Here is a 22,128-nt window from a genome sequence, read left to right on the forward strand (position 1 = left end):
GCTACGCCCTCTGGCCAAGGGCCCGCCGGGAGACCTCGTGCTCTCTTCGGGTCTCATCGTTTCACCCCGGACGCCTCATGACGAGCGACCGGTTTCCTCAACCTCCAACCATCTTCAACACCGGAAAGGACAACCACGTGCCTTAGCGCATTGGAAGGATTATCGAAATGACGACTTTTCTCGACAAGATCCGCGGGCGGACCCGCGTAGTGATTTCTGAAACGGAACGAGCCCTCCACATCTGCAAGGGAGAGCTCCAGGGTATTCTCGGCCCCGGTGAACACAGCCTCGAAAATGGCCGTGGCACCCTGGTGATCGAGCGCCAGTCGATGGCAATGCCCCAGTTCCGGTCGGCCTACGAGAAGGCGCTCTTCGATAAGCTTCCCCAAGTTGCCGAAGAGCACTTGACCGTTATCCGGACCGGACCGGGTGAAGTGGCGATTGTGGAACGAGACAACCGTATCCACACCGTGCTTGGCCCGGATGAGCGGCTTGTCCTGTGGACGGATGCCGGCCCGTGGGCCTTCGAGGTCATCGACACGGCTGCCGACCCGGCCCTCACGCAGAAGCTCATGCGCCGGCTCGGGGATGCCCGTCAGACGCAGCAGTTCGTGATCGTGCCGGTGACCGACGGTAGCGTCGCCCTCCTCTTCATGGATGGCGTGCTCACCAAGGTGCTTGAAGCCGGGGTGCATGCCTTCTGGAAGGCTGGCCGAACCGTGACGCAGAAGGTCATCGACCTCAAGCGTCAGGCTCTCGACGTCACCGGTCAGGAAGTCTTGACCCTCGACCGCGTTACCATCCGGATCAACCTCTCCGCGGATTACCGTGTGGTTGACCCGGTGAAGGCCGCAACCGAGGTGAAGGACTTCACCGACACGCTCTACCGGGCCTTGCAGCTTGTGTTCCGCAAGCAGCTCGGCGCGCTCAAGCTCGACCAGATCCTTGAAAAGAAGGGGGAGGTCAACGCGGAAGCTGCCGGAAAGATCAAGGCCGACATGGCTGAAATCGGTGTCGAGGTCTCCGACATCGTCCTCAAGGACGTGATCCTTCCGGGCGAAATGCGCGAGATCCTCAACAAGGTGGTGGCAGCCGAAAAGGAAGCCGAAGCCAACGTGATCCGGCGCCGTGAAGAAACGAACGCAACCCGTTCGCTTCTCAACACGGCCAAGGTCATGGCCGAAAACCCGGTCATGCTTCGGCTCAAGGAGCTCGAAGCGCTTGAAGCCATCGCCGGCAAGGTCGACCGGCTCACGGTCCACAACGGAACCGGAGGCCTCATGAACGACCTCGTCCGGCTTCGGGACGACAACGCGGCATGAGCCAGAACGGCGCGGGGCAACCTGCGCCGTTTCTGTTTCAGCGTGGCTCTTGCAGACCATGGCTGTCCAGGTCCTGTCACCTGGCCACCTCAATTGAGGGTGCGCTCGCCCGCTTTCGCAGGGGCCGCAGAATTTGAAAACAGTATACATTTAAAGAAAAAGACAATGAAAACAGACACAAAGATCTCGAAACGCCTGTCTTTCTGGCTAAGACACAAACCGGAAGACGCCGGTTTGATACTATCAGACAGCGGTTGGGCTGACGTAGCTGATGTCCTTGGCGCCTTCAGAGCCCTCGGCCTTGATTGCAAAAGGGATCAGCTGGAAAGAATAGTCGCGACCAACGACAAGAAACGCTTCGAGTTCTCCGAAGACCGCAAACACATTCGCGCACGTCAGGGTCATTCGATTGACATTGAACTGGGCCTCACAGCTTTACAGCCTCCGGAGTTCCTGTTCCACGGAACCGCAACACGCTTTCTGCCGCCCATTCTGGCCGAAGGCCTGAAACCTATGGCCCGGCACCATGTGCATCTGTCACTGGATCGCGACACCGCGCACAAGGTCGGAAGCCGTCACGGCAAACCTGCAATTCTTCAGGTCGCGGCCAGCGCAATGCAGGCGGAGGGGCACACGTTTTACAGAACGGAGAACGGCGTCTGGCTGACGGATGCCGTTCCCGCACATTTCCTGGTACTGACAGAAACCCATCCATAATAGGTCTCTTCGCGAATTCGGCATCCCAGGTTAAATCGTCCGGGCCGGCATGAACCAAGGGCCTTCGATGACTCCCCCCTCACGCACACTGGAGCAAAAATAAAAAAATAAATTTCTTTCTTTATATCCGAAGCTGAATATATAAAGAAAATACTTTCTTTATCGAGGTTGTCATGTCCGTCAGCTCGCCAGCGCTCCCGCCCGTCAGCCCGTCACTCTTTTCACCGGAACGCGCGGCCGGCACACTGGCGCTGGTGCTGGGGGTCGGATCTCACGCCATAAACGGCTTTGTCACCACCGCTGTCCTGCCGGACATCATCCGAGATCTTGGCGGGCAGGACCGTGCGTTCTGGGTATTTTCCTCCTTTGAAATGATGGCAATCCTGGCGGGCTGCCTCACTGGCGCAGCAAAGGTCCGTTTCGGTGCCCGCAGTCCCTTCCTGCTGGCGTCGCTCCTGCTTGCGGGCGGATCGGTGCTCGCGGGTCTCTCGACATCTCTGGAAGGGCTGATTGCCGGACGCGCCCTGCAGGGTTTCGGCGAAGGCATGATCATCGCGCTGTGCTATTCGCTGATCCCGGATCTCTTCCCCAGCAACATCGCCCCGCGTGTCTTTGCCTTGCTGGCAGGGGTCTGGGCCGTTGCAGCGGGTATCGGGCCGGTTTCGGCCGGCTTGCTGTCCGAACTCTGGTCGTGGCGCGCCGCCTTCCTGATCAACATACCCTTCGTGCTGCTGCTGTTCGTCCTGATGAACACGGCCTTGCCTGCACACGCAGTGCGTCCGGCCACGGCAAGCGCCCCCACGGCCAGAAGATTGCCGGTCCGTTTGCTGGTTCGCCTTGCCCTGCTGGCAGCAAGCATCTTTCTCCTGACCGTGATAGGCGAGCTGCATGCGCCCCTGCCGCTTGCCCTGACGATTGCAGCCGGTCTGGGAACCGCAGCGCTGCTGCTGACCTTTGACGCCGCAAGCCCCCATCGCCTTTTCCCGCGCGATGCCTTCCGGGCGCAGACCCTGATCGGCCTCGGCACCTGGATCGTGTTCTTCATTTCCGCTGCCGCTGCGGTGCGGGCGGTTTTCGTGACGACGGTCGGCCAGGTCTACTGGGGTCTCAGCGTGACGCAGGCAAGTTATGTTGCCGCCGGGCTCGCCTTCTCCTGGTCGATCTTCGCCGTCATCTCTTCCCGTGCACCGTCGCGGCAGCGCGAGCTGACCTATCTGACGACCGGTCCGTTCCTGATCGCCGGCGGCTTGACCCTCACTGCTCTTGCGATCACGACCGCGTCGCTGCCTTTGTTTGCGCTCGCTGCCGTGGTTGCCGGTGCCGGCCACGGGCAGTGCAACCAGATCCTGATGCGTTCGCTGATGTACACCGCCGAGGGAGAAGACCAGAACCTGGTCTCCAGCATCCTGCCGACCATTTCCTCTGCCGGTATTGCCATTGGCGGCGGCCTCACCGGACTGATCGCAATTGTCACCGGTCTTGTTGCACCGGGATCGGAAGAACTGCTCACGCGGGAGGCCGTCGCGCGGTCCGGCGCCTCCGTCTTCTACATCAATGCGGGCCTGACACTGGTTCCAGCCCTGGCGATGCTGGTGCTACGTCACAGATTGACTGCGCGGGAAAACGCCATCGCAAACGAATAGCCGCCCTCCTCACCCAAGGCCGGCACCGCGCGTCTCGATCCGGTAGACCCACGTCACCACCGCCCCCAGCAGCGAGGTAACCACGAGGCCAGCCAGCAGCACGTCCGTTCCCAGGTCCTTGAGCAGAATCGGAAACAGGAAGGCAGTCAGAACGGCACCGATCTTGGCGAAGGACGCCGCAAGGCCCGCCCCCGTGCCGCGATAGGCGACAGGAAACACCTCGCCGGCAATCAGGTAGGTCTGCGCATTCGGTCCCATGTTGGTCATGAAGTTGAACAGCATGAAGCCTGCAAAGATCAGGGGGACGTCCCATCCAGGCCCTGCATGGTTGCCGGAAGCGGCAATCGCCAGACCAACGGCGCAGCCGATGAAACCGATCACCTGAAGGCGAACACGGCCGATCCGGTCAGTGAACATCACGGCAAAGACAATGCCGACAATCAGCAGCACGTCGATCAGGGCGGCACCTTTCGCCGCAAGCAGATCATTGTAGACCAGATCTGAGAGCGACTGTGCGTGCTCGCGCTTGTTGCCAATTGAACTGGCCAGGATGACCGGCGTGAAAATGCCGATGCCATATGTCCCGAGATCCTGCAGGAACCAGGGAACCGACGCAAAGATCGTCGCCTTGCGCAGTTTCCGGTCTGTCAGGAACCGGCTCCACTTGACCTTGTGCGCATGCGGCGAAGCGGCTGTTTCGGCCTTCAGCGAAATTTCACTTGGATATCTGGGGCGCCGGTTCAGCAATCTCAGCAGCGCGGTTTCCGCTTCTGCCACCCGTCCCCTCACGATCAACCAGTTGGAGCTTTCCGGAACAAAGAAGCGGCCGGCCAGGATCAGAAGAGCAGGCGGAACGGCCGTCAGATACATCCAGCGCCAGGCTTCGGGGTCCGGAAACCAGGTGAGCGTCAGAAAGGCAAGCCCTGTACCCGACAATGCCCCGACTGCCTGAAAACTGAAGGCTCCCAGAACCATCCGTCCACGTGCCCGCGCCGGAATGTTCTCCGAGATCACCATATGCGCCGTCGGATAGTCACAGCCGAGCGCCAGGCCGACACCGAAGAGCGCTATAAGGGTAATCGAAAGGTTCGGCGCTATCGAAAGCACCAGCAGAAAGGCGATGAAGAGCGCCATCTCGACGATGAACATCGCCTTTCGTCCAAACCGGTCCGCAAGCCCGCCCAGTGCTGTCGCACCAATCAGAATGCCGAACAGGATCGCCGAACTGACAAGCCCGTGCTCCACCGCCGTCAATTTGAATTCCCGCCCGATCAGCGGCAGGGCGATGCCGGTCATGAAGACAACCATGCCTTCAAAGAACTTGCCGGCACAGGCCAGCCACCAGATACGCCACTGCATGCCGGTCAGGATGGAACTGTCGACATCCGTACCATCACGCCAGATCGGTGTCTCCTCGATATAGGCCTGCGGACTATCGAGGCTTGCAACTGATGCGGTGGAGAAGGTCTGCCGGACGTCGCTCATATAATCCCTCCGTTTGCCAATCGGGAAAGCAGGAGAAGGATAGACTGACGGTTATGAAATTCTGGTGATTGTCGTAACGTAAACTTTCATTCGAAGAAAACTGCCGCCTCAACTCGGGTGACCTTTGCCTGTTCTGCAGCAACTAAGATCTTCTTCATGCCCGATCCGTCTCCTGGTCGCGATAAGCAGTATTGACAGTGTGAAACAACTTTCCGATGATCCGGCAGTTTTTATTAAGACCGGTTCATTTATGGGTTTTCCTGCCGCTCGTCTAACCGACCTGCATACCTGCCCCATGTGCATGGGGGTTCCCGCGCCAATCGTATGGAAAGGCGCCTATACAGTGCTTACCGGCAAGCTGCCGCAGGCACGTGTTGGCGACATGTGCGTTTGCGTCGGCCCGCCGCCTCCAGCTGGTGGTGACCCCATCATTACGGGTGCGTGGACGGTTCTGGTCGAAGGCAGCCCTGCTGCGCGAATGACCGATCTGACCGCAAAGGCCGGAACAATCATAACCGGCCTGCCAACGGTTCTGATCGGAACGCAAGGCGGTGGTGGTGGAGGCGGTGGCGGAGGAGCAGGCGGCGCAGCGCCTCCGGCAAAAAGTCCGCACAAGTTCTCTGCCGGCGCGGAGAAAGGCGGCGAGAAGCCGTACAAGGAAAGATACAAGAAAAAATACAACTCGAAAGGCGTTGAGAATCCGGACAAAGAACAGCGTTCGCTGAAGGATCAGCTTAAGGACGACGCCGAGATCAGCGCCGAATACGAGTATGAGCTGTTCAGCAAGGAAAAGACCTTCTGGGAGTCGGAAGGCGGTCATTTCAAGACCGAGGCGAGCGCGGAGGCAAAGCTCGGCATATCCGGCGATATCAACGGGGATTTTGCCGCTGGAGCTTATGCAAATGCGAAGGTTGCCGCCATCACCGGAAAGGCCGAAGGCAAGACACTCAACGGGCTTGTCGGTGGCAAGGTGGAAGGCGAAGCCTTGTCCGCTTCAGCCGAAGGCGGTGTCGGCTTCAGAAAATCCGAAGATTTTGCGGGAGTGGAAGGCAAAATCGGAGGTGAACTCGTTCTGGTACAGGCCAGCGCCGAAGGCACCATTAACATCAGTCCCAAAACCCTGTACGACAACACCCTTGGCCCGTTTTTGAGCTGGGTGAGCGGAGATCCGGCGAAACGAACGCTCGACAGTGCCTATGACCACGGCCTTCGAATCGGAGGTCGCGGAGAAGCCGGTGTCGGGGCTGCAGCCGGGGCCAGCGCGCAGGCAGGAAAAATCGGTGGCGCCTATGGCGTGACTGCGGAAGCCAAGGCAGGGGCCGGTCCGATGGCGGGCTTCAAGGTCTTTGTCGGAGTTTATTAGACAGGTGGTTTTGCACTCGAGACCGCCGGCAGGAACACCCAAGGGTGATAATCGGAATGACCACTGAGGACTATGTCGCCGCCGAACTGACCGCAATCAGCCCGGCCCCGTTTGCGTTCCAGCTTCTGCTTCCCGGAAGCTGGGAAGTGAAGCAGGTCAACGAGCACCCCCTCACGGTGGACAGCCCCACCATCATTGCGGTTTTCGAACCTCCCCAGGCGACGAATATCTCCGTTCAGGTGATCGGCATTCTCCTCAACAACGAGATCTCGGCCGCACACTGGCTCGAATACTACTGCTCCCTGTCGTCCTGGCATGTCGACACCCTGCAGCCGATCGATGCTCGCCGCGCACGCGCAAGCTGCTTCGTCAGGGCCGAAGGCCACGAACTGCGCGGCCTCGTCACCGTCACGGTGAATGGCAATACGCTGATCCTGATCCAGGCCTTTGTGCCTTCCAGCGAGTTTGCTGCCCTTTCGGACGTCGTCAACATGGCCGTCAGGTCCTTCCGGACCGAACAGGTCAGGCAGCCGAACGTGATCGAGGACTGGAGCAACTTTTCCCTGTTCCAGGACATCGGTTTCTTCTTCCCGGCGTCCTGGCATGTCAATCAGCCGCAATCCGGTCTGGCCGATCGCATGGCCATCGACTTTGCCCGCACGGGCTCCAACGGCGAGATCCTCGGGTTTGCCAGACTGAAGGCGATCAGCGCACAGCAGCCGGTAGATCTTGTTCAGGAACTGGGCAAGACCAGACGGGAGTTCGAAGGTTCCGACATCATTTTCGACGGGGGTGCGACGTCGAAAGCAGTGACGCTCGACCCGCCGTTTATCGAAGCCACCGAAGTGACCGTCGGTGCCCGCACGAGTGAAAGCAATGATCCGCTGGAATTCACCGCGCTGGCGATGAAGACCCCGTCGCACGTGATCATCAGTTCCATACTCGGCCCCTCTCGCAAGACGTCGTTCTACAATTGGGCGGTGAACATGCGTGCGCACGAAATCGCCAACGCGTCGCTGCAATTCAAGAGTCAGTCCTGAGGTCAGTCAAACTGGCGGGGTCAGAACCCCGTCAGGCCCCGTTCCAGCCACTGGCTTTGCGGGATCTCCTTGCCGATCTTGAAAGAGAACCGCTCCACGCGCGTCACGCCGCTGTCCGTCTCGCAGCGGAAAGCCACGTCGAACCAGCGACCAAGACTGCGGAAAGCGGCAATACGCGGCTGCAGAACGTTGCCGCCACGAGGCCGGAAAGACGGCAGCAGTTCGGGCGGCAAGGAACTGACGGAAGCAATCTGCTCTCTCAACTCGGTCATGCACAAGAGGTTCAGCCGCTGGCCCTCGGTCATGCCGCGCATGGCCGTGCGTGCCTGCGGATCATCCAGAATATCGCGGGAATAAAGTTCCCGAGCTGCAATCATTCCGGCTGGAGGTCCTTCCGAGCCGCCTGATGTTCGCCCTCCTCCTGCCTGGTCGCGTTGAGGCGAAGCCACCGGTTTCGGTGGTTTGGGAGCGGGCGTCTTGTTGGTTGCGATCGGTCCGACAATTCCGAAGTCTTCGGCGGGCTGCTCTCCGGTTTCAGCCGTGTCCGTTTCCGCGCCGGTTCCAACGGTCTCCTCTGGCACGGCCTCCGGCTGTTCGGGTGTTTCGGCAACGTCTGCGGCCTCCTCTGGAGCTTCGCTATCATCAGCGGCGTCTTCAGCGGCGGTATCCTGTGCCTCGTCCGAAGCCTCCTCCTGCGGCGCTTCGGTTTCGGCAGCCTCGGTCTCCTGACCTTCGCCCTCACCTTCGCCTTCGCCGGCGTCCGTTTCGCCCGCCTGGGCCTCATCCGTCTGCGCGTCGGTTTCCGCCTGCTGCTCACTCTCCGAGGATGCGCTTTCCGCGGATGCCGGCGGCGTTTCCTCTTCCCCTTGCAGCCCCGTGTCTTCTTCGCCGAACTCGGTCACTTCCTGCAGAACGGACGGCTCTGGCGGTTGTTCGGGCGTCTCGGCAAGGTCTTCGCGAGCGGACGCTGGCGGTGGTGGAGGTGGCGGCGGGGCTTCCTCGGCCTGCTCCTGTTCCGGCGGCTCGGGTTGTTCGGGTGTTTCCACCTCTTCCTGCTCCGGCTGCTCCGGTTCAGGTTGCTCAAGCTCCACAGGTGGCGTCTCTTCCTCCTGCGGCGGCGGGGGCAGCAGTTCGACTTCAACCACGTCCTGTAGGGGCTGCGTCGTATAGCCGGATACGCCTTCCAGCAGCATCAAGGCCACAAGCGCGTGCAGCACGGCGGAGACCACAAGCCCCCCCAGGAAAAGCCGCCGGTCCGCAGGCTCGATCCCGACCATGTTCCGGTCCATGTCGGCGGTGATGGCCAATAGAGCGCCCTTAAAGCAAAGTTGCCGGTTGATTTCAGGTTCGAAGTTTCAAAAAAACCCGGCGTCTCCGCCGGGTTCTTTGATGTTTCAAGCTCTTCCCGGCAGCTTAGCTGTCCAGGAACGAACGCAGCTTGCGAGACCGGCTCGGGTGCTTCAGCTTGCGCAGCGCCTTCGCTTCGATCTGGCGGATACGTTCACGGGTAACCGAGAACTGCTGCCCGACTTCTTCCAGAGTGTGGTCGGTGTTCATGCCGATACCGAAACGCATGCGCAGCACGCGTTCCTCACGCGGAGTGAGCGAGGCGAGCACGCGGGTCGTCGTTTCGCGCAGGTTCGACTGGATGGCCGCATCGATGGGCAGAACCGCGTTCTTGTCCTCGATGAAGTCGCCCAGATGCGAATCTTCCTCGTCACCAATCGGTGTTTCGAGCGAGATCGGTTCCTTGGCGATCTTCAGAACCTTGCGAACCTTCTCCAGCGGCATCTGCAGCTTTTCTGCCAGCTCTTCCGGGGTCGGCTCGCGTCCGATTTCATGCAGCATCTGGCGCGACGTACGCACGATCTTGTTGATCGTTTCGATCATGTGCACCGGAATACGGATGGTACGGGCCTGGTCGGCGATCGAACGGGTGATCGCCTGCCGGATCCACCATGTCGCATAGGTGGAGAACTTGTAGCCGCGCCGGTATTCGAACTTGTCCACCGCCTTCATCAGGCCGATGTTGCCTTCCTGGATCAGATCCAGGAACTGCAGGCCGCGGTTGGTGTATTTCTTCGCGATGGAGATCACGAGACGCAGGTTCGCCTCGACCATTTCCTTCTTCGCGATACGTGCCTCGCGCTCGCCCTTCTGCACCATTGCAACGATGCGGCGGAATTCGGTGATTTCGAGCCCGGTTTCGGTGGCCAGTGTCTGGATGTCCTGACGCAGCTCGCGAACGGTTTCCTTTTCCTTCGCAATGAAGTTTTTCCAGCCGCGCGTGGAAAGATTGGCAACCTTGCGCAGCCAGTTCGGGTCGAGCTCGGCACCCTGATACTGCTTCAGGAAGTCCGTGCGGTCGACATTGTAGCTGTCGGCCAGACGCAGCAGACGGCCTTCATAGCCCATCAGGCGCTTGTTGATGTCATAGAGCTGGGCAACCAGGGCGTCGATACGGTTCTGGTTGAGCGACAGGCTCTTCACATCAACGATGATGTCTTCTTTCAGCTTCTTGTAGCGGCGCTCCTGGCTTGGCGACAGGGTCTTGTTGGCCAGCTTGTTTTCCACCAGCTGATCCTGCAGGCGGCGAAGCTTCTTGTAGTTGTCGGCGATGTTGTCGAAGGTTTCCAGGACGCCCGGCTTCAGCTCGGCTTCCATCGCGGACAGGGAAACGTTGGATTCGAACTCGTCGTCGTCATCCTCGCCGTCACCGTCTTCGCTTTCGGTGTCTTCAGACGCACCGCCGGAGTTTTCCGAATTGCCTTCGCCCGGCGCCACATCGTCATTGGCAACGGCCGGGCCGGCCTTGGCATCAGGGCCGGCATAGGTTGCTTCCAGATCGATAATGTCGCGCAGAAGGACCTGGGCTTCGTTCAACTCGTCACGCCAGATGATGATGGCCTGGAACGTCAGCGGGCTTTCGCAAAGACCCGCAATCATCGCCTCCCGGCCAGCCTCGATGCGCTTGGCAATCGCGATTTCGCCTTCACGCGACAGCAGCTCGACCGACCCCATCTCGCGCAGATACATGCGCACGGGATCGTCGGTGCGGTCGGCGGGCTCTTTCGTGGTGCTCTTGGCAAGCGCCGTCGTGCTTGCAGCGACCAGATCGCCGCCATCGACTTCTTCCGGGCCTTCTTCGGCTTCGTCGGAATCGATCACATTGATGCCCATATCGGAAAGCATGGACATGGTGTCTTCGATCTTTTCCGAAGACACCTGCTCCGAGGGCAGAACCTCGTTCAGTTCATCATAGGTGACATAGCCGCGTTTCTTGGCGGCTTTGATCATCTTTTTGACAGCGGCATCCGACAGGTCCAGCAGAGGGCCGTCAGGGCCGTCCGTGCTCTGCTCCTGTGTGTCGTCTGCTTGTGTCGCTTTGGCTACCATATCGTGCTCCAGTTCGCGGCCGGTCCGGCCACGCCGCGCCCTTTGTTTGGCTTCAACCCAATTCACCCCCAGCGCGCCAGCATGTGGTGCGGCGGCGTCTGAAAGAATCACTGCGGTTAGGTTTGTAAGCCGTGTCCCTTAAGTCCCAATTAACCGTACACTTTTCGACATTGGCATATTTCAGCATCGACGCAGCACACGGCCTTTTCTGTCGGCATCCGGAAACGGATGCGTAAAAGGTGTTCGTTCGGGTTGCAGCTATATTAAGACTTTTGCCGCGAGCAGGCTTGAAAGCTCCGGCGCTTGAGGGCTGCAAAGGTTCTATTTAGCTCGGCTCACGCGATTCGCAAGTGTGATTCGTCACCGGTCAATTGGAAAATGCCATTTTTGTGCTCCTGCGCACACCAAAGAGGGCATTTTCAGGCCCAATGCCGGTTCGTCGCCAGAAAACGGGTCGCAGCTCCAAAAGTTCCCTTTTCCGCAACTGAAGGTCCACACATCCTCGTTTAAGCTACCGGCAAGCCATTCCGTCAATGAGCTGCCACGGCCACAGGAGGTGCCGTGCGGATCTTTTTGGCACGCTCGGCAAGGTCGGCTTCATCGCGCGCACATTCCTCTCGCCTCCGGCTGAGGTCCTGCGTCAAGGCCTGGATGCGCATCCAGGAATGCTCATCGAGCTGCTCGTCCGCGGTAGCAAGCTCGGAGGAGAGTTCGTCTTCCAGCGCATTGAGTTCCAGGACATCGAGAAAGTGCAGATAGGCCGCTTCGATGAAATCCTCCGGCGGGTTGGATTTCAGAAGCGGGAAGCGATGGATCAGCGCGGAAAACTCCGCACCACGTTGCTGCTGCATGCCGATGGTTTCGAGCATCATTTCGCCCATGATGTTCCGAAGCGGTTCCTCGAATGCGCTGGTCAGGTCGGAAATGGGCGTCGCTTCCAGATCGTCGACGATCCGGCACAAAATGTCCCGCAATTGCCTGTGGAGATCATTGGCAAACGGCAACCTGGAAAACCGCTCGAAGTTCCTGTCGAGCAGATGCGGGAAGCGCATGCTCAAACCGAGCACCAGCCGTTCGGTGCCGAAATCGTGGCTGGCAGCAACCCGTTCGCGTGCTGTGCCGAGCGGAGACGCCGCATCGGCTGAACCAGCGCCCTTGCCACCCTTGCCTCCCTGCCGGGACTGGCGTGCCTGCTCGAAGAACAGATTCGACAGCTTGAACTTGAGATCGAGCTGATACCGTCGCCGCACCCGCTCGTCGCGAATGGTGGCAATCAGATCATCGAACCGCTTTTCCAGTGCCGCCTTGCGTTCAGGCGTATCGAGCCGTGAAACGGAAATCTCCCGCTCCCAGACCACATCGAACAGGGACTGTGCCCGTTCGACTTCGTCGTGAAAGCCTGCCACCCCGCGCTGCTTGATGAGGTCATCGGGGTCCATGCCGTCAGGCAGGAAGCAGAACTGGAACGAATAGCCGCTCTTGAGCACCGGAAAGATCCGGTCGATGGCGCGATGCGCTGCCGAAACACCTGCTGCATCGCCGTCAAAGCAGATCACCGGTTCGGGTGCGAATTTCCAGAGCCGCACCACCTGGTCTTCGGTAAAGGCCGTGCCCAAGGACGCGACCACATGGTGGATGCCCGCCTGCCAGAGGGCGATTGCATCGAGATAGCCCTCCACCACCACTGCCTCGCCGCTTTTGAAGGCGGGTTCGCGTGCGCGATGGGCGTTGAACAGCATGACACCCTTGTGAAAAAGAGGTGTTTCCGGCGAGTTCAGATATTTCGGCTGTCCGTCCGGAGACAGGGTTCGCCCGCCAAAGGCGACCACCCGGCCGCGATCATCCTGTATCGGGATCATCAAACGTCCGCGGAACCGGTCGTAGGACGGGCGCCCGTCTTCCGGCTTGATGATGAGCCCTGCCTCGATCATTGCGGCTTCCGGGATCTCGCGCGCTGCAAGATATCCCTTCAGCGCATCGCGGCTTTCAGGCGCAAACCCGAACCGGAACTCGCGCAGCGTATCGGGCGTCAGGCCGCGTTTTTGCGTATAGGCACGGGCGGTGTCGCCACGAGGGCCCACGAACTCGGCCTGAAAGAACTGCGCCGCCATTTCGCAGATATCGGCAAGCCCGGCCCGCTTCTTCTCGCGCCGCGCCGCCTGGGGATCGGGCGCAGGCAGACCGACGCCGGACTGTTCGGCAAGGCGTTCGACGGCCTCCGGAAAGCTCAGCCCTTCGGTTTCACACAGGAACGTAAAATGATCACCGGACGCACCGCAGCCAAAACATTTGTAGCGGTTACGGCGATCGTCGACGTGAAAACTTGGGCTCTTTTCCTGATGAAACGGGCAGCACGCCCAATAGTCGCCCTTGCCCGGCTGCGTCTTGCGCCTGTCCCAGGTCACACGCCGCCCGACAACATCCGACAAGGTCAGACGGGCACGAATTTCATCGAGTAGGCGCGGTTCGAAACGCATGGAACAGTGTACGGGTCCGGATTACAGAAAACGGCATCCTGCCATCGGCACATTCGGGCGCCGCCGGTCAGTCCGCCAAAATAGAATGTCTTGAAGGTCGTTTCCAGTGGTGCCGGGCCTCATGCCCGGCACCACTGGAAGATTTTTGCATCAGCCTCACCGGCTGCAACAGCGGCTCAGTCCTGTTTACCAGTCCCGCTGCTGCTCTGTTCACCACCGTCAGCGCGCAACATGTCCTTCACCAGGCAGGACGCCTGCACGAAGTCCATTTTCCCGGGATAACGGCTCTTCAGTTCGTTCATGCAGCGGCCGATGTCACGCAGACCATGGGCGTCGATATCCTTGACCGTCTCTTCGCAGATCTTCTGCATTTCCTCGTCACTGAGCTGAACGGGCAGAAATTCACGGATGATTTCCTGCTCTTCGCGCTCCTGCTCGGCCAGGTCGAGCTGTCCGCTGCTTTCGAACTCTTCCGCGGAAGTTTCCCGCTGACGGATCATTTTTTGAAGGATCTCAATCACTTCGGTTTCGTTGACGCCGTCCTTGCCGTTTTCACGGGCAGCAGCCTCACGGTCCTTCACAGCGGTCTGCACCAGACGCAACGTGGCGCACCTGCGCTTGTCGCCTTCGTCCTGTGCCGCTTTCAGGGCAGCGTTGATTCTTTCGCGCATCACATCGCGCATGGTTCACCCCACCCCTGCCGCGCTGAGGCCCGGCGCTCAGGGGCGCCATTCCATTTTCTCAGCCAAGCCATTGAATTTTAAAGATCTTTTTTCAGAGGATCAATATTGACGATCCAAGCCGCTTCCCATAGAGTCCCGCGCTTAATGCAGGCGGCCTTTTGCGGGCTTTCCAGCCCGCCGCAGACGCCCTTCCTGCAGCGCATGATGTCACCAACAAGATCTGGAAACAAGACATGACGACTGCAGACGCATGGTCCGAGACCCCGGCGACCGCCTTGCTTGTGCTCTCCGACGGCAGTGTAATCGAGGGACAGGGCCTCGGCGCAACCGGCCAAGCCGTTGGTGAGATTTGCTTTAATACGGCAATGACCGGTTACCAGGAGATCCTGACCGACCCATCCTATTCCGGTCAGATCATCACCTTCACATTTCCGCATATTGGCAATGTCGGCACCAACGATGAAGACATCGAGACGGTCAACATGGCAGCAGACAGCGGCATCCGCGGCGTTGTGCTGGCAGCCGCCATCACCGATCCGGCCAACTACAGGGCGGCAAAACATCTCGATGCGTGGCTGAAGAGCCGCAACCTGATCGGCATCAGCGGCATCGACACCCGCGCGCTGACCGCACTGATCCGGGAAAAAGGCGTGCCCAACGGCGTGATCGCGCATTCGCCGGACGGCAAATTCGATGTCGATGCCCTGAAAACGGCTGCCAGAAACTGGCCCGGCCTGGTGGGTATGGACCTTGCCAAGGACGCTTCCACCACCCAGTCGCACCAGTGGCACCAGACGACCTGGAAATGGGACGAGGGCTACGGCGAGGCAAAGGCCGGCAAGTTCAAGGTCGTTGCCATCGACTACGGCATCAAGCGCAACATCCTGCGCCTTCTGGCTGACGCCGGCTGCGAGGTCACGGTTCTCCCTGCGACCGCGACGGCGGATGACGTCCTGGCGCAAGCGCCCGATGGCGTGTTCCTGTCAAACGGCCCCGGTGATCCGGCCGCAACGGGCGACTACGCAGTGCCGATGATCAGAAAGATTGTCGATGCGGGCGTTCCCACGTTCGGGATCTGCCTTGGCCACCAGATGCTCGCTCTGGCGCTTGGCGGCAAGACCCTCAAGATGCACCAGGGGCACCATGGCGCCAATCATCCGGTATTCGACCATACCACCGGCAAGGTTGAAATCACGTCGATGAACCATGGTTTCGCGGTGGATGCGGACAGTCTGCCGGACAACGTTCAGCAGACCCATGTGTCCCTGTTCGACGGATCCAACTGTGGGTTGGCGATGAAGGACAAACCCGTGTTTTCCGTCCAGTATCACCCGGAAGCATCCCCCGGCCCGCGTGACAGCCACTACCTGTTCAAGCGGTTCACCGACCTGATGGAAAGCGCGAAATCGGCAGCCTGACCTACTCGGGCCCCGGGAAATGCAGACAAGCGTTTGGCTGACGAACCAGCCGGCCAACGCCACTCCGCCACCGGAATGCAGCATTGTCTCAAATAAAAAACCCCGGCGTGCAGTGCACACCGGGGTTTTTTGATAACTGATGCCGGAAGCTTTATCCGATCAGTTCGTCAAATGCCGTCAGGATCTGACCGACTTCTGCGATCTGCTCGTCAAGCATCTGCTTCTGCTCCACCAGGATTTCCTGTTGCGCAAGGCAGATTTCCTGAAGTTCCTTGAACTGGTCTTCCCGTTTGCCGTTGCCTTCCACCAGCTTGATCACCCGGCGGATTTCGGCAAGCGTGAGGCCAATCTTCTTGGCCTGCAGGATTACCCGCATCCGCGAAACGTCACGAGGACCGTAGAAACGGCGTGCGCCCTTGCGAACCGGATTGAGAAGACCCTTTTCTTCGTAGAAACGAAGCGTCCTGAGGGTTACGTCGAACCGCTCGGACATTTCCGAGATCGCGAGAGCGCGATCGTCAAGCATCACTTCTTGTCCTGGCCCGGCAATATCCGGCACCACGACCATCTTGGTTGCTACATTGTTCATACTTTTAAGCCCGATCTTGTCTTTTTTGTTCCAAGTCTGGCTGGGTCTTGCTGCGCTCCCGACTCGCCGGTCCCACCTCCGGTTCATCAGGTCCCACTAGCACCGCAATTACAGCCCCCTCAGCTTGAAGCGCAATGCTCTTCGCTTCAGAAGCTCCCAACGCCAAACTCATAGGAGACTAAGCAGTAGTCTAATACACCGGATCGACAGTTAAAATCTACGCCAAATTTAGGAATATTGCCCAGTTTTTACGGAAGTTTCAGTTATGCGAAAACTAAAACTAAAAACCTACGAGAAAGGACACGCAACTACGAATGTTTATTCAGGGGCACTTTAGCCAAAACACGAACAAATATTAATTATCGATAATCTGAATATAAGAACTAGACTTTTCTTGAATATATAAATCCACAATAAATTTTCTTTACCTCACGGCAACGACCAAGGGAAAATTACTTAGTTCGCTTACTCCTAACCCTGAGGATTATTACAATTAGTGAATTTCCCTTAGATACTATGTAGGCAAAAAAGTTCGCGAATCGTGATCCGCGAGACGAAAATGAACGCTACATACGCAACAATACCCGCTATGCGCGAATATCAATTCAGCCTTACTCCTCATGAAAAGATAAGGAAAAATCTAAGCTTATCACTTATTTGACCAACCGTTACGGCACCGAACAAGTATATCAATTTTTTGTCCACACGGTCAATTTTACCATCAAATTCAACCACCTCCATCGACGCAAAAGAGCACATTGTGCACTTCTCGATTGACAAGCGATGAGCAAGGTTATTTTTGTCAGAAGTACCGGACGAGCGAACCCGCAAGGGGATGCCCGCAACCAAGGTATTCTGGAATAAGACGAAATGGCCGATTCAAAATCCAAAGACACCATGCCCGGCATGACCCCGCAGCAGTTCCGCCATTGGCGGCGAGCACTCGGGCTCAAGCAGAAGGATGCGGCAGACCGTCTGGGCCTGAAGAAGCGCATGATCCAGTATTACGAAAAGGGAAATCGCGACGGGCGACCCGTTGAAATTCCCAAATCCATCCGCCTTGCCTGCTATGCATTGTCGGAAGGGATCGGCGACTTTGACGGCCAGACAACGATCCCGTTACCCGCCGAAATTGCCAAGCCGGAATAAAGTCGTGATTTTAGCTCGCAAAAGGTCGACTTTCACGCCCTGGCGGGGTTCCCTCCTGCGCAGCTTTTCCCTATAAGACGCGCTCAGCCAACATAGTCATACCCTCATGTCCGAGCCAGACCGAATAGCGAGCCCGCTGTCCGGAAAGGCCGCTGCGAGCTGCGAGCCGAGATGCCAAAACGCACAGATATCTCTTCCATCCTGATTATTGGTGCCGGTCCGATTGTCATCGGCCAGGCATGTGAATTCGATTATTCGGGCACCCAGGCCTGCAAGGCGCTGCGCGAGGAAGGGTATCGCATCATCCTGGTCAACTCGAACCCGGCGACGATCATGACCGACCCGGACCTGGCTGACGCGACCTACATCGAGCCGATCACTCCCGAGCTGGTGGCCAAGATCATCGAGAAGGAACGCCCGGACGCGCTTCTGCCGACGATGGGTGGCCAGACCGCGCTGAACTGCGCACTCGATCTGGAACAGATGGGTGTTCTGGAAAAATACGGCGTGGAAATGATCGGCGCCCGCGCCGATGTCATCGAAAAGGCTGAAGACCGCGAAAAGTTCCGGGCTGCGATGGACGTCATCGGCCTGGAAAACCCGCGCGCGGCCATCGCCTCCTCCCCGGCAATTCACGACGAGAACGGCCGGATCGTCGGTTACGACCGCAATGCAGGCTATCTTGAAGCCATGCGCGCCATCGACGAGATCGGCCTGCCGGCCATCATCCGCCCCGCCTTCACCCTCGGCGGCACCGGCGGCGGCGTTGCCTATAACCGGGAAGAATTCGAAACCATCGTCCGCTCCGGCATCGACGCATCTCCGGTCGGTCAGGTCCTGATCGACGAGAGCCTGCTCGGCTGGAAGGAATATGAAATGGAAGTGGTCCGCGACACGGCGGACAACTGCATCATCATCTGCTCCATCGAGAACGTCGATCCGATGGGCGTGCATACCGGTGATTCCATCACTGTCGCGCCGGCCCTGACGCTGACCGACAAGGAATACCAGATCATGCGTGACGCCTCGATTGCGGTGCTGCGCGAGATCGGCGTGGAAACCGGCGGATCGAACGTGCAGTTCGCGGTCAATCCGGACAATGGCCGCCTGGTCGTCATCGAAATGAACCCGCGCGTGTCGCGGTCTTCCGCCCTGGCCTCCAAGGCAACCGGCTTCCCGATCGCCAAGATCGCGGCCAAGCTTGCTGTCGGCTACACGCTGGACGAGCTGGAGAACGACATCACCGGCGGCGCGACCCCGGCATCGTTCGAACCGACCATCGATTACGTGGTCACCAAGATCCCGCGTTTCGCCTTCGAGAAATTTCCGGGCTCCGAAGCAACCCTGACCACTGCCATGAAGTCAGTCGGCGAAGTGATGGCCATTGGCCGGACCTTCAACGAAAGCCTGCAGAAGGCATTGCGTGGTCTGGAAACGGGCCTGAACGGCTTTGATGAAACCGAAATCCCGGGCCTTGATCAGGGCGACGACCGCAACGCCCTGCGCGCTGCCGTCTCGACACCGACACCGACCCGGCTTCTCAACGTCGCCCAGGCCATGCGCCTTGGCATGACGGTCGAGGAAATCTACGAGGCCAGCGGCATCAATCCCTGGTTCCTGGAGCAGATCGAAGCCATCCTGGAAATGGAAGCGAAGGTCCGCAAGCTCGGCCTGCCGAAAGATGCCGCGAACTTGCGCAAACTGAAGGCCATGGGCTTTTCCGACGCGCGCCTGGCAAGCCTTGCCGATCTCGATGCATCGGACGTTGCCAAGCTCCGCAAGCAGCTGGACGTGCACCCGGTCTACAAGCGCATTGACACCTGCGCTGCCGAGTTCGCTTCCCCGACTGCCTATATGTATTCCACCTACGAGGCTCCCTTCATGGGGCAGCCCGCGTGCGAGGCGAACCCGTCCGACCGGAAGAAGGTGGTCATTCTGGGTGGCGGTCCGAACCGGATCGGCCAGGGTATCGAGTTCGACTATTGCTGCTGTCATGCCGCCTTCGCACTGGAAGACGCGGGCTACGAGACCATCATGGTCAACTGCAACCCGGAAACCGTCTCCACCGATTACGACACGTCCGACCGCCTCTACTTCGAGCCGCTGACCGCTGAAGACGTGCTGGAGATCATGCGCAAGGAGCAGGAGAACGGCACGCTGCACGGCGTCATCGTCCAGTTCGGTGGCCAGACCCCGCTCAAGCTGGCGCAGGCGCTGGTCAAGGCGGACGTGCCGATCCTCGGCACTTCACCGGACATGATCGATCTTGCCGAAGACCGTGACCGGTTCCAGAAGCTTCTGATCAAGCTCGACATGAAGCAGCCGGAAAACGGCATCGCCTATTCCGTCGAACAGGGTCGCCTCATCGCCGGTCAACTCGGCCTTCCTCTGGTGGTCCGCCCGTCCTATGTCCTGGGTGGCCGTGCCATGCAGATCATTCGTGACGAGGAAGCCCTCAACTCCTATCTGCTTGGCACCCTGCCGGAGCTGGTCCCGGCGGAAGTGCGGGCCAAGTACCCGAACGACAAGACCGGCCAGATCAACACCGTGCTGGGCACCAACCCGCTGCTGTTCGACCGCTATCTCGACGGCGCGATCGAGGTGGATGTCGATGCCCTTTGCGACGGCAAGGACGTGTTCGTTTGCGGCATCATGGAGCACATCGAGGAAGCCGGCATCCATTCCGGCGACAGCGCCTGCTCCCTGCCGCCGTTCTCGCTCGGCGAAGAGATGCTTGAAGAACTCAAGCGCCAGACCACGGCATTGGCTCTGGCCCTGGAAGTCGGCGGCCTGATGAACGTGCAATACGCCATCAAGAACGGCGAGATCTTCGTTCTGGAAGTCAACCCGCGCGCATCGCGCACCGTGCCCTTCGTCGCCAAGACGATCGGCGCGCCGGTCGCCAAGATCGCCAGCCGCATCATGGCGGGAGAAAGCCTGGCTTCCTTCGGCCTCAGCGAGAAGAAACTCGACCATATCGCGGTCAAGGAAGCTGTCTTCCCGTTCGCCCGCTTCCCCGGCGTCGACACGATCCTCGGACCGGAAATGCGCTCGACTGGCGAAGTCATGGGCCTCGACACTGCCTTCGGCAAGGCCTTTGCCAAATCCCAGATCGGCTGCGGCACAGGGGTTCCGGACAAGGGCACCGTGTTCGTTTCCATGCGCGACGAAGACAAGGCCGGCGTGCTTGACGCCGTCCGCAGCCTGGAAGCCGGCGGTTTCACGATCATCGCCACCGGCGGCACCCAGAAGTTCCTCGAGGACAAGGGGATTGCGGTGAAGAAGATCAACAAGGTTCTTGAAGGCCGCCCTCATATCGTTGATGCTATCAAGAACGGTGAGGTCCAGCTCGTCTTCAATACGACCGAAGGCGCACAGGCCATCTCCGACAGCCGGTCGATGCGCCGGGCGGCTCTTCTGAACAAGGTACCGTATTACACGACCCTTGCAGGATCAGTGGCTGCCGCGAAAGGCATTGCCGCCCATAAAGCTGGGAGCCTTGAAGTAAGACCTTTACAATCCTACTTCGGCTAAGGCTATTATACTCGTGACCGGCCGGGAAAGCGCGCCTTTCCCGGCTTGGTTTGTTTTTGTCAAAGCGCGGTCCTCGAGATTAGGGGGACCCAATAAGCTGAAGGTCTGAGACCAATGGAAAAAGTTCCGATGACCTCCGCCGGGTACAAGATGCTCCAGGACGAGCTGAAGGAACGTACCGCGGTAGAGCGCCCGCGCATCGTCGAGGCGATTGCTGAAGCACGCGCGCATGGCGACCTGTCGGAAAATGCGGAATACCATGCGGCTAAAGAAGCCCAGAGCCTGAACGAAGGCCGTATTTCGGAACTGGAAGACAAGCTGTCCCGCGCTGAAATCATTGATGTGACCAAGCTGTCCGGCGACATCGTCAAATTCGGCGCGACCGTCACCCTCATCGACGAGGACACCGAAGAAGAAAAGAAATACATGATCGTTGGCGACGTCGAATCCGACGTGAAGCAGAACAAGGTCTCTATTTCTTCTCCGATCGCCCGCGCCCTGATTGGCAAGTCCATCGGCGACAGTGTCGAAGTTGCTGCCCCTGGCGGTGCCCGGTCTTACGAGATCGTGGACGTACGCTTCGTCTGACCCCAGCCTTTCAGTGTTGAGCCTTCCCGGTCTGGCCTCTCTTTGCAGGGACCGTCCCCGGTCTTAGCAGGCCTGAAAATTGCCCCTGGCCGTTTCAATGTCCGGGTTCCCTTTGAACCCGGACCTGCCTGGCACAGCTCCCCGGCAACGTACGCGCGTTCTGCGACTGTCCTTAAGTCGCAGCAAAAGCAGAGCTTTCCCTTTGACGTCCACGACACAGCCGTTAAGCTGACAACCGGAAAGTGTCGGAGGATTTGCAATGGTCTTTAACGCGATTGCTGTATGGTTGTTGATCGCGTCGGTGCCGTTATGGATATACCGCTGGTTTCTGTTTTCCAGGCTCACGGCACGCGAACGCCTGATGTTCAAGCGCCTCGTCGCGCAACGCCACGAAAGCTCCTTCGTGTTCGCCGTGCGGATGGCCGGCTACCTGATCGCTCTGGCTGTTGCCGTCTTCTTCGTCGTCTTCGGTCTGCAATATCTGAAGTATGGCAACTTTGGCATAACGACCTACAGCGACACGATACGCAGCAGGTTCTATTCCGGCATTGAACCCGTCGACCAGGCGCTCGACAGCTACCACTATGACCAGATGCTGCCCGTTGCGGCACTGACGACCATCCTGCTGGTGACCGTCGCCTTTACACTGGTCACCGCGGCTCTCAGGGACATCTCCCTGATCCGGCGTCTCCAGAAAAAAGTGAAAAAACTGGCTTCGTGAGTT

General features: G+C 59.1%; 16 protein-coding genes. 10 read left to right on the forward strand and 6 right to left on the reverse strand.

Annotated features, from left to right (window positions below; genetic code table 11):
* Positions 1–167 precede the first annotated feature (167 nt).
* The 3 genes from ACVDG9_RS18605 (at position 168) to ACVDG9_RS18615 (ending at position 3,682) form a co-directional block, all read left to right on the forward strand.
* Positions 168–1,322, forward strand: a complete 1,155-nt coding sequence (locus ACVDG9_RS18605) for a slipin family protein (protein ID WP_447238679.1) — start codon at positions 168–170, stop codon at positions 1,320–1,322.
* 165 nt (positions 1,323–1,487) lie between these two features.
* Entirely contained in the window at positions 1,488–2,039 is a 552-nt protein-coding gene (locus tag ACVDG9_RS18610; protein WP_447238680.1) for an RNA 2'-phosphotransferase, read from the forward strand.
* Positions 2,040–2,212: 173 nt separating this feature from the next.
* On the forward strand, positions 2,213–3,682 hold the full coding sequence (locus ACVDG9_RS18615) for an MFS transporter (RefSeq protein ID WP_447238681.1): 1,470 nt from the start codon (positions 2,213–2,215) through the stop codon (positions 3,680–3,682).
* Between the two features lie 9 nt (positions 3,683–3,691).
* On the opposite strand, the gene ACVDG9_RS18620 is transcribed toward ACVDG9_RS18615, so the two are convergent.
* Positions 3,692–5,167, reverse strand: coding sequence for an MFS transporter (locus ACVDG9_RS18620; RefSeq protein ID WP_447238682.1), 1,476 nt, complete (start codon positions 5,165–5,167; stop codon positions 3,692–3,694).
* A 250-nt stretch (positions 5,168–5,417) separates the two neighbouring features.
* Here ACVDG9_RS18620 and ACVDG9_RS18625 point away from each other — a divergent pair, with 250 nt between their 5' ends.
* The gene (locus ACVDG9_RS18625) at positions 5,418–6,530 is read left to right on the forward strand and encodes a PAAR domain-containing contractile injection system baseplate protein (protein WP_522731718.1); all 1,113 of its coding nucleotides are present in this window, start codon (positions 5,418–5,420) and stop codon (positions 6,528–6,530) included.
* Between the two features lie 56 nt (positions 6,531–6,586).
* Complete coding sequence (locus ACVDG9_RS18630) at positions 6,587–7,570, forward strand: hypothetical protein (protein ID WP_447238683.1); 984 nt, start codon at positions 6,587–6,589, stop codon at positions 7,568–7,570.
* 20 nt (positions 7,571–7,590) lie between these two features.
* On the opposite strand, the gene ACVDG9_RS18635 is transcribed toward ACVDG9_RS18630, so the two are convergent.
* The 4 genes from ACVDG9_RS18635 to ACVDG9_RS18650 form a co-directional block, all read right to left on the reverse strand.
* Positions 7,591–8,877: a DUF930 domain-containing protein gene (locus ACVDG9_RS18635; RefSeq protein ID WP_367022225.1), complete on the reverse strand. Its 1,287-nt coding sequence runs from the start codon at positions 8,875–8,877 to the stop codon at positions 7,591–7,593.
* Between the two features lie 106 nt (positions 8,878–8,983).
* Positions 8,984–10,966, reverse strand: a complete 1,983-nt coding sequence (rpoD, locus tag ACVDG9_RS18640) for an RNA polymerase sigma factor RpoD (RefSeq protein ID WP_447238684.1) — start codon at positions 10,964–10,966, stop codon at positions 8,984–8,986.
* Positions 10,967–11,496: 530 nt separating this feature from the next.
* Positions 11,497–13,443 (reverse strand): DNA primase, encoded by a 1,947-nt coding sequence (dnaG, locus tag ACVDG9_RS18645; protein ID WP_447238685.1) that lies wholly within the window; start codon positions 13,441–13,443, stop codon positions 11,497–11,499.
* A gap of 176 nt (positions 13,444–13,619) precedes the next feature.
* On the reverse strand, positions 13,620–14,114 hold the full coding sequence (locus tag ACVDG9_RS18650; protein WP_447239042.1) for a GatB/YqeY domain-containing protein: 495 nt from the start codon (positions 14,112–14,114) through the stop codon (positions 13,620–13,622).
* Positions 14,115–14,359: 245 nt separating this feature from the next.
* Between ACVDG9_RS18650 and carA the strand changes: the two genes are divergently transcribed.
* Positions 14,360–15,544, forward strand: coding sequence for a glutamine-hydrolyzing carbamoyl-phosphate synthase small subunit (carA, locus tag ACVDG9_RS18655; protein ID WP_031268189.1), 1,185 nt, complete (start codon positions 14,360–14,362; stop codon positions 15,542–15,544).
* A gap of 151 nt (positions 15,545–15,695) precedes the next feature.
* Here carA and ACVDG9_RS18660 read toward each other — a convergent pair whose 3' ends face one another.
* The gene (locus tag ACVDG9_RS18660) at positions 15,696–16,133 is read right to left on the reverse strand and encodes a MerR family transcriptional regulator (protein WP_022997956.1); all 438 of its coding nucleotides are present in this window, start codon (positions 16,131–16,133) and stop codon (positions 15,696–15,698) included.
* An 870-nt stretch (positions 16,134–17,003) separates the two neighbouring features.
* Here ACVDG9_RS18660 and ACVDG9_RS18665 point away from each other — a divergent pair.
* From ACVDG9_RS18665 to ACVDG9_RS18680, 4 genes are all read left to right on the forward strand, one after another.
* On the forward strand, positions 17,004–17,282 hold the full coding sequence (locus tag ACVDG9_RS18665; protein ID WP_022997958.1) for a helix-turn-helix domain-containing protein: 279 nt from the start codon (positions 17,004–17,006) through the stop codon (positions 17,280–17,282).
* A 171-nt stretch (positions 17,283–17,453) separates the two neighbouring features.
* On the forward strand, positions 17,454–20,816 hold the full coding sequence (carB, locus tag ACVDG9_RS18670) for a carbamoyl-phosphate synthase large subunit (protein ID WP_062487795.1): 3,363 nt from the start codon (positions 17,454–17,456) through the stop codon (positions 20,814–20,816).
* A 114-nt stretch (positions 20,817–20,930) separates the two neighbouring features.
* The gene (gene greA, locus ACVDG9_RS18675) at positions 20,931–21,404 is read left to right on the forward strand and encodes a transcription elongation factor GreA (RefSeq protein WP_022997960.1); all 474 of its coding nucleotides are present in this window, start codon (positions 20,931–20,933) and stop codon (positions 21,402–21,404) included.
* A gap of 259 nt (positions 21,405–21,663) precedes the next feature.
* On the forward strand, positions 21,664–22,125 hold the full coding sequence (locus ACVDG9_RS18680) for a hypothetical protein (RefSeq protein WP_022997961.1): 462 nt from the start codon (positions 21,664–21,666) through the stop codon (positions 22,123–22,125).
* Positions 22,126–22,128 lie beyond the last annotated feature (3 nt).

The organism is Roseibium sp. RP-7 (assembly GCF_053005225.1).

Coding starts and splice junctions, on each gene's coding strand:
- ACVDG9_RS18605 (WP_447238679.1), top strand. CDS start 168: ATGACGACTTTTCTCGACAAGATCCGCGGGCGGACCCGCGTAGTGATT.
- ACVDG9_RS18610 (WP_447238680.1), top strand. CDS start 1,488: ATGAAAACAGACACAAAGATCTCGAAACGCCTGTCTTTCTGGCTAAGA.
- ACVDG9_RS18615 (WP_447238681.1), top strand. CDS start 2,213: ATGTCCGTCAGCTCGCCAGCGCTCCCGCCCGTCAGCCCGTCACTCTTT.
- ACVDG9_RS18620 (WP_447238682.1), bottom strand. CDS start 5,167: ATGAGCGACGTCCGGCAGACCTTCTCCACCGCATCAGTTGCAAGCCTC.
- ACVDG9_RS18625 (WP_522731718.1), top strand. CDS start 5,418: ATGGGTTTTCCTGCCGCTCGTCTAACCGACCTGCATACCTGCCCCATG.
- ACVDG9_RS18630 (WP_447238683.1), top strand. CDS start 6,587: ATGACCACTGAGGACTATGTCGCCGCCGAACTGACCGCAATCAGCCCG.
- rpoD (WP_447238684.1), bottom strand. CDS start 10,966: ATGGTAGCCAAAGCGACACAAGCAGACGACACACAGGAGCAGAGCACG.
- dnaG (WP_447238685.1), bottom strand. CDS start 13,443: ATGCGTTTCGAACCGCGCCTACTCGATGAAATTCGTGCCCGTCTGACC.
- ACVDG9_RS18650 (WP_447239042.1), bottom strand. CDS start 14,114: ATGCGCGAAAGAATCAACGCTGCCCTGAAAGCGGCACAGGACGAAGGC.
- carA (WP_031268189.1), top strand. CDS start 14,360: ATGACGACTGCAGACGCATGGTCCGAGACCCCGGCGACCGCCTTGCTT.
- ACVDG9_RS18660 (WP_022997956.1), bottom strand. CDS start 16,133: ATGAACAATGTAGCAACCAAGATGGTCGTGGTGCCGGATATTGCCGGG.
- ACVDG9_RS18665 (WP_022997958.1), top strand. CDS start 17,004: ATGGCCGATTCAAAATCCAAAGACACCATGCCCGGCATGACCCCGCAG.
- carB (WP_062487795.1), top strand. CDS start 17,454: ATGCCAAAACGCACAGATATCTCTTCCATCCTGATTATTGGTGCCGGT.
- greA (WP_022997960.1), top strand. CDS start 20,931: ATGGAAAAAGTTCCGATGACCTCCGCCGGGTACAAGATGCTCCAGGAC.
- ACVDG9_RS18680 (WP_022997961.1), top strand. CDS start 21,664: ATGGTCTTTAACGCGATTGCTGTATGGTTGTTGATCGCGTCGGTGCCG.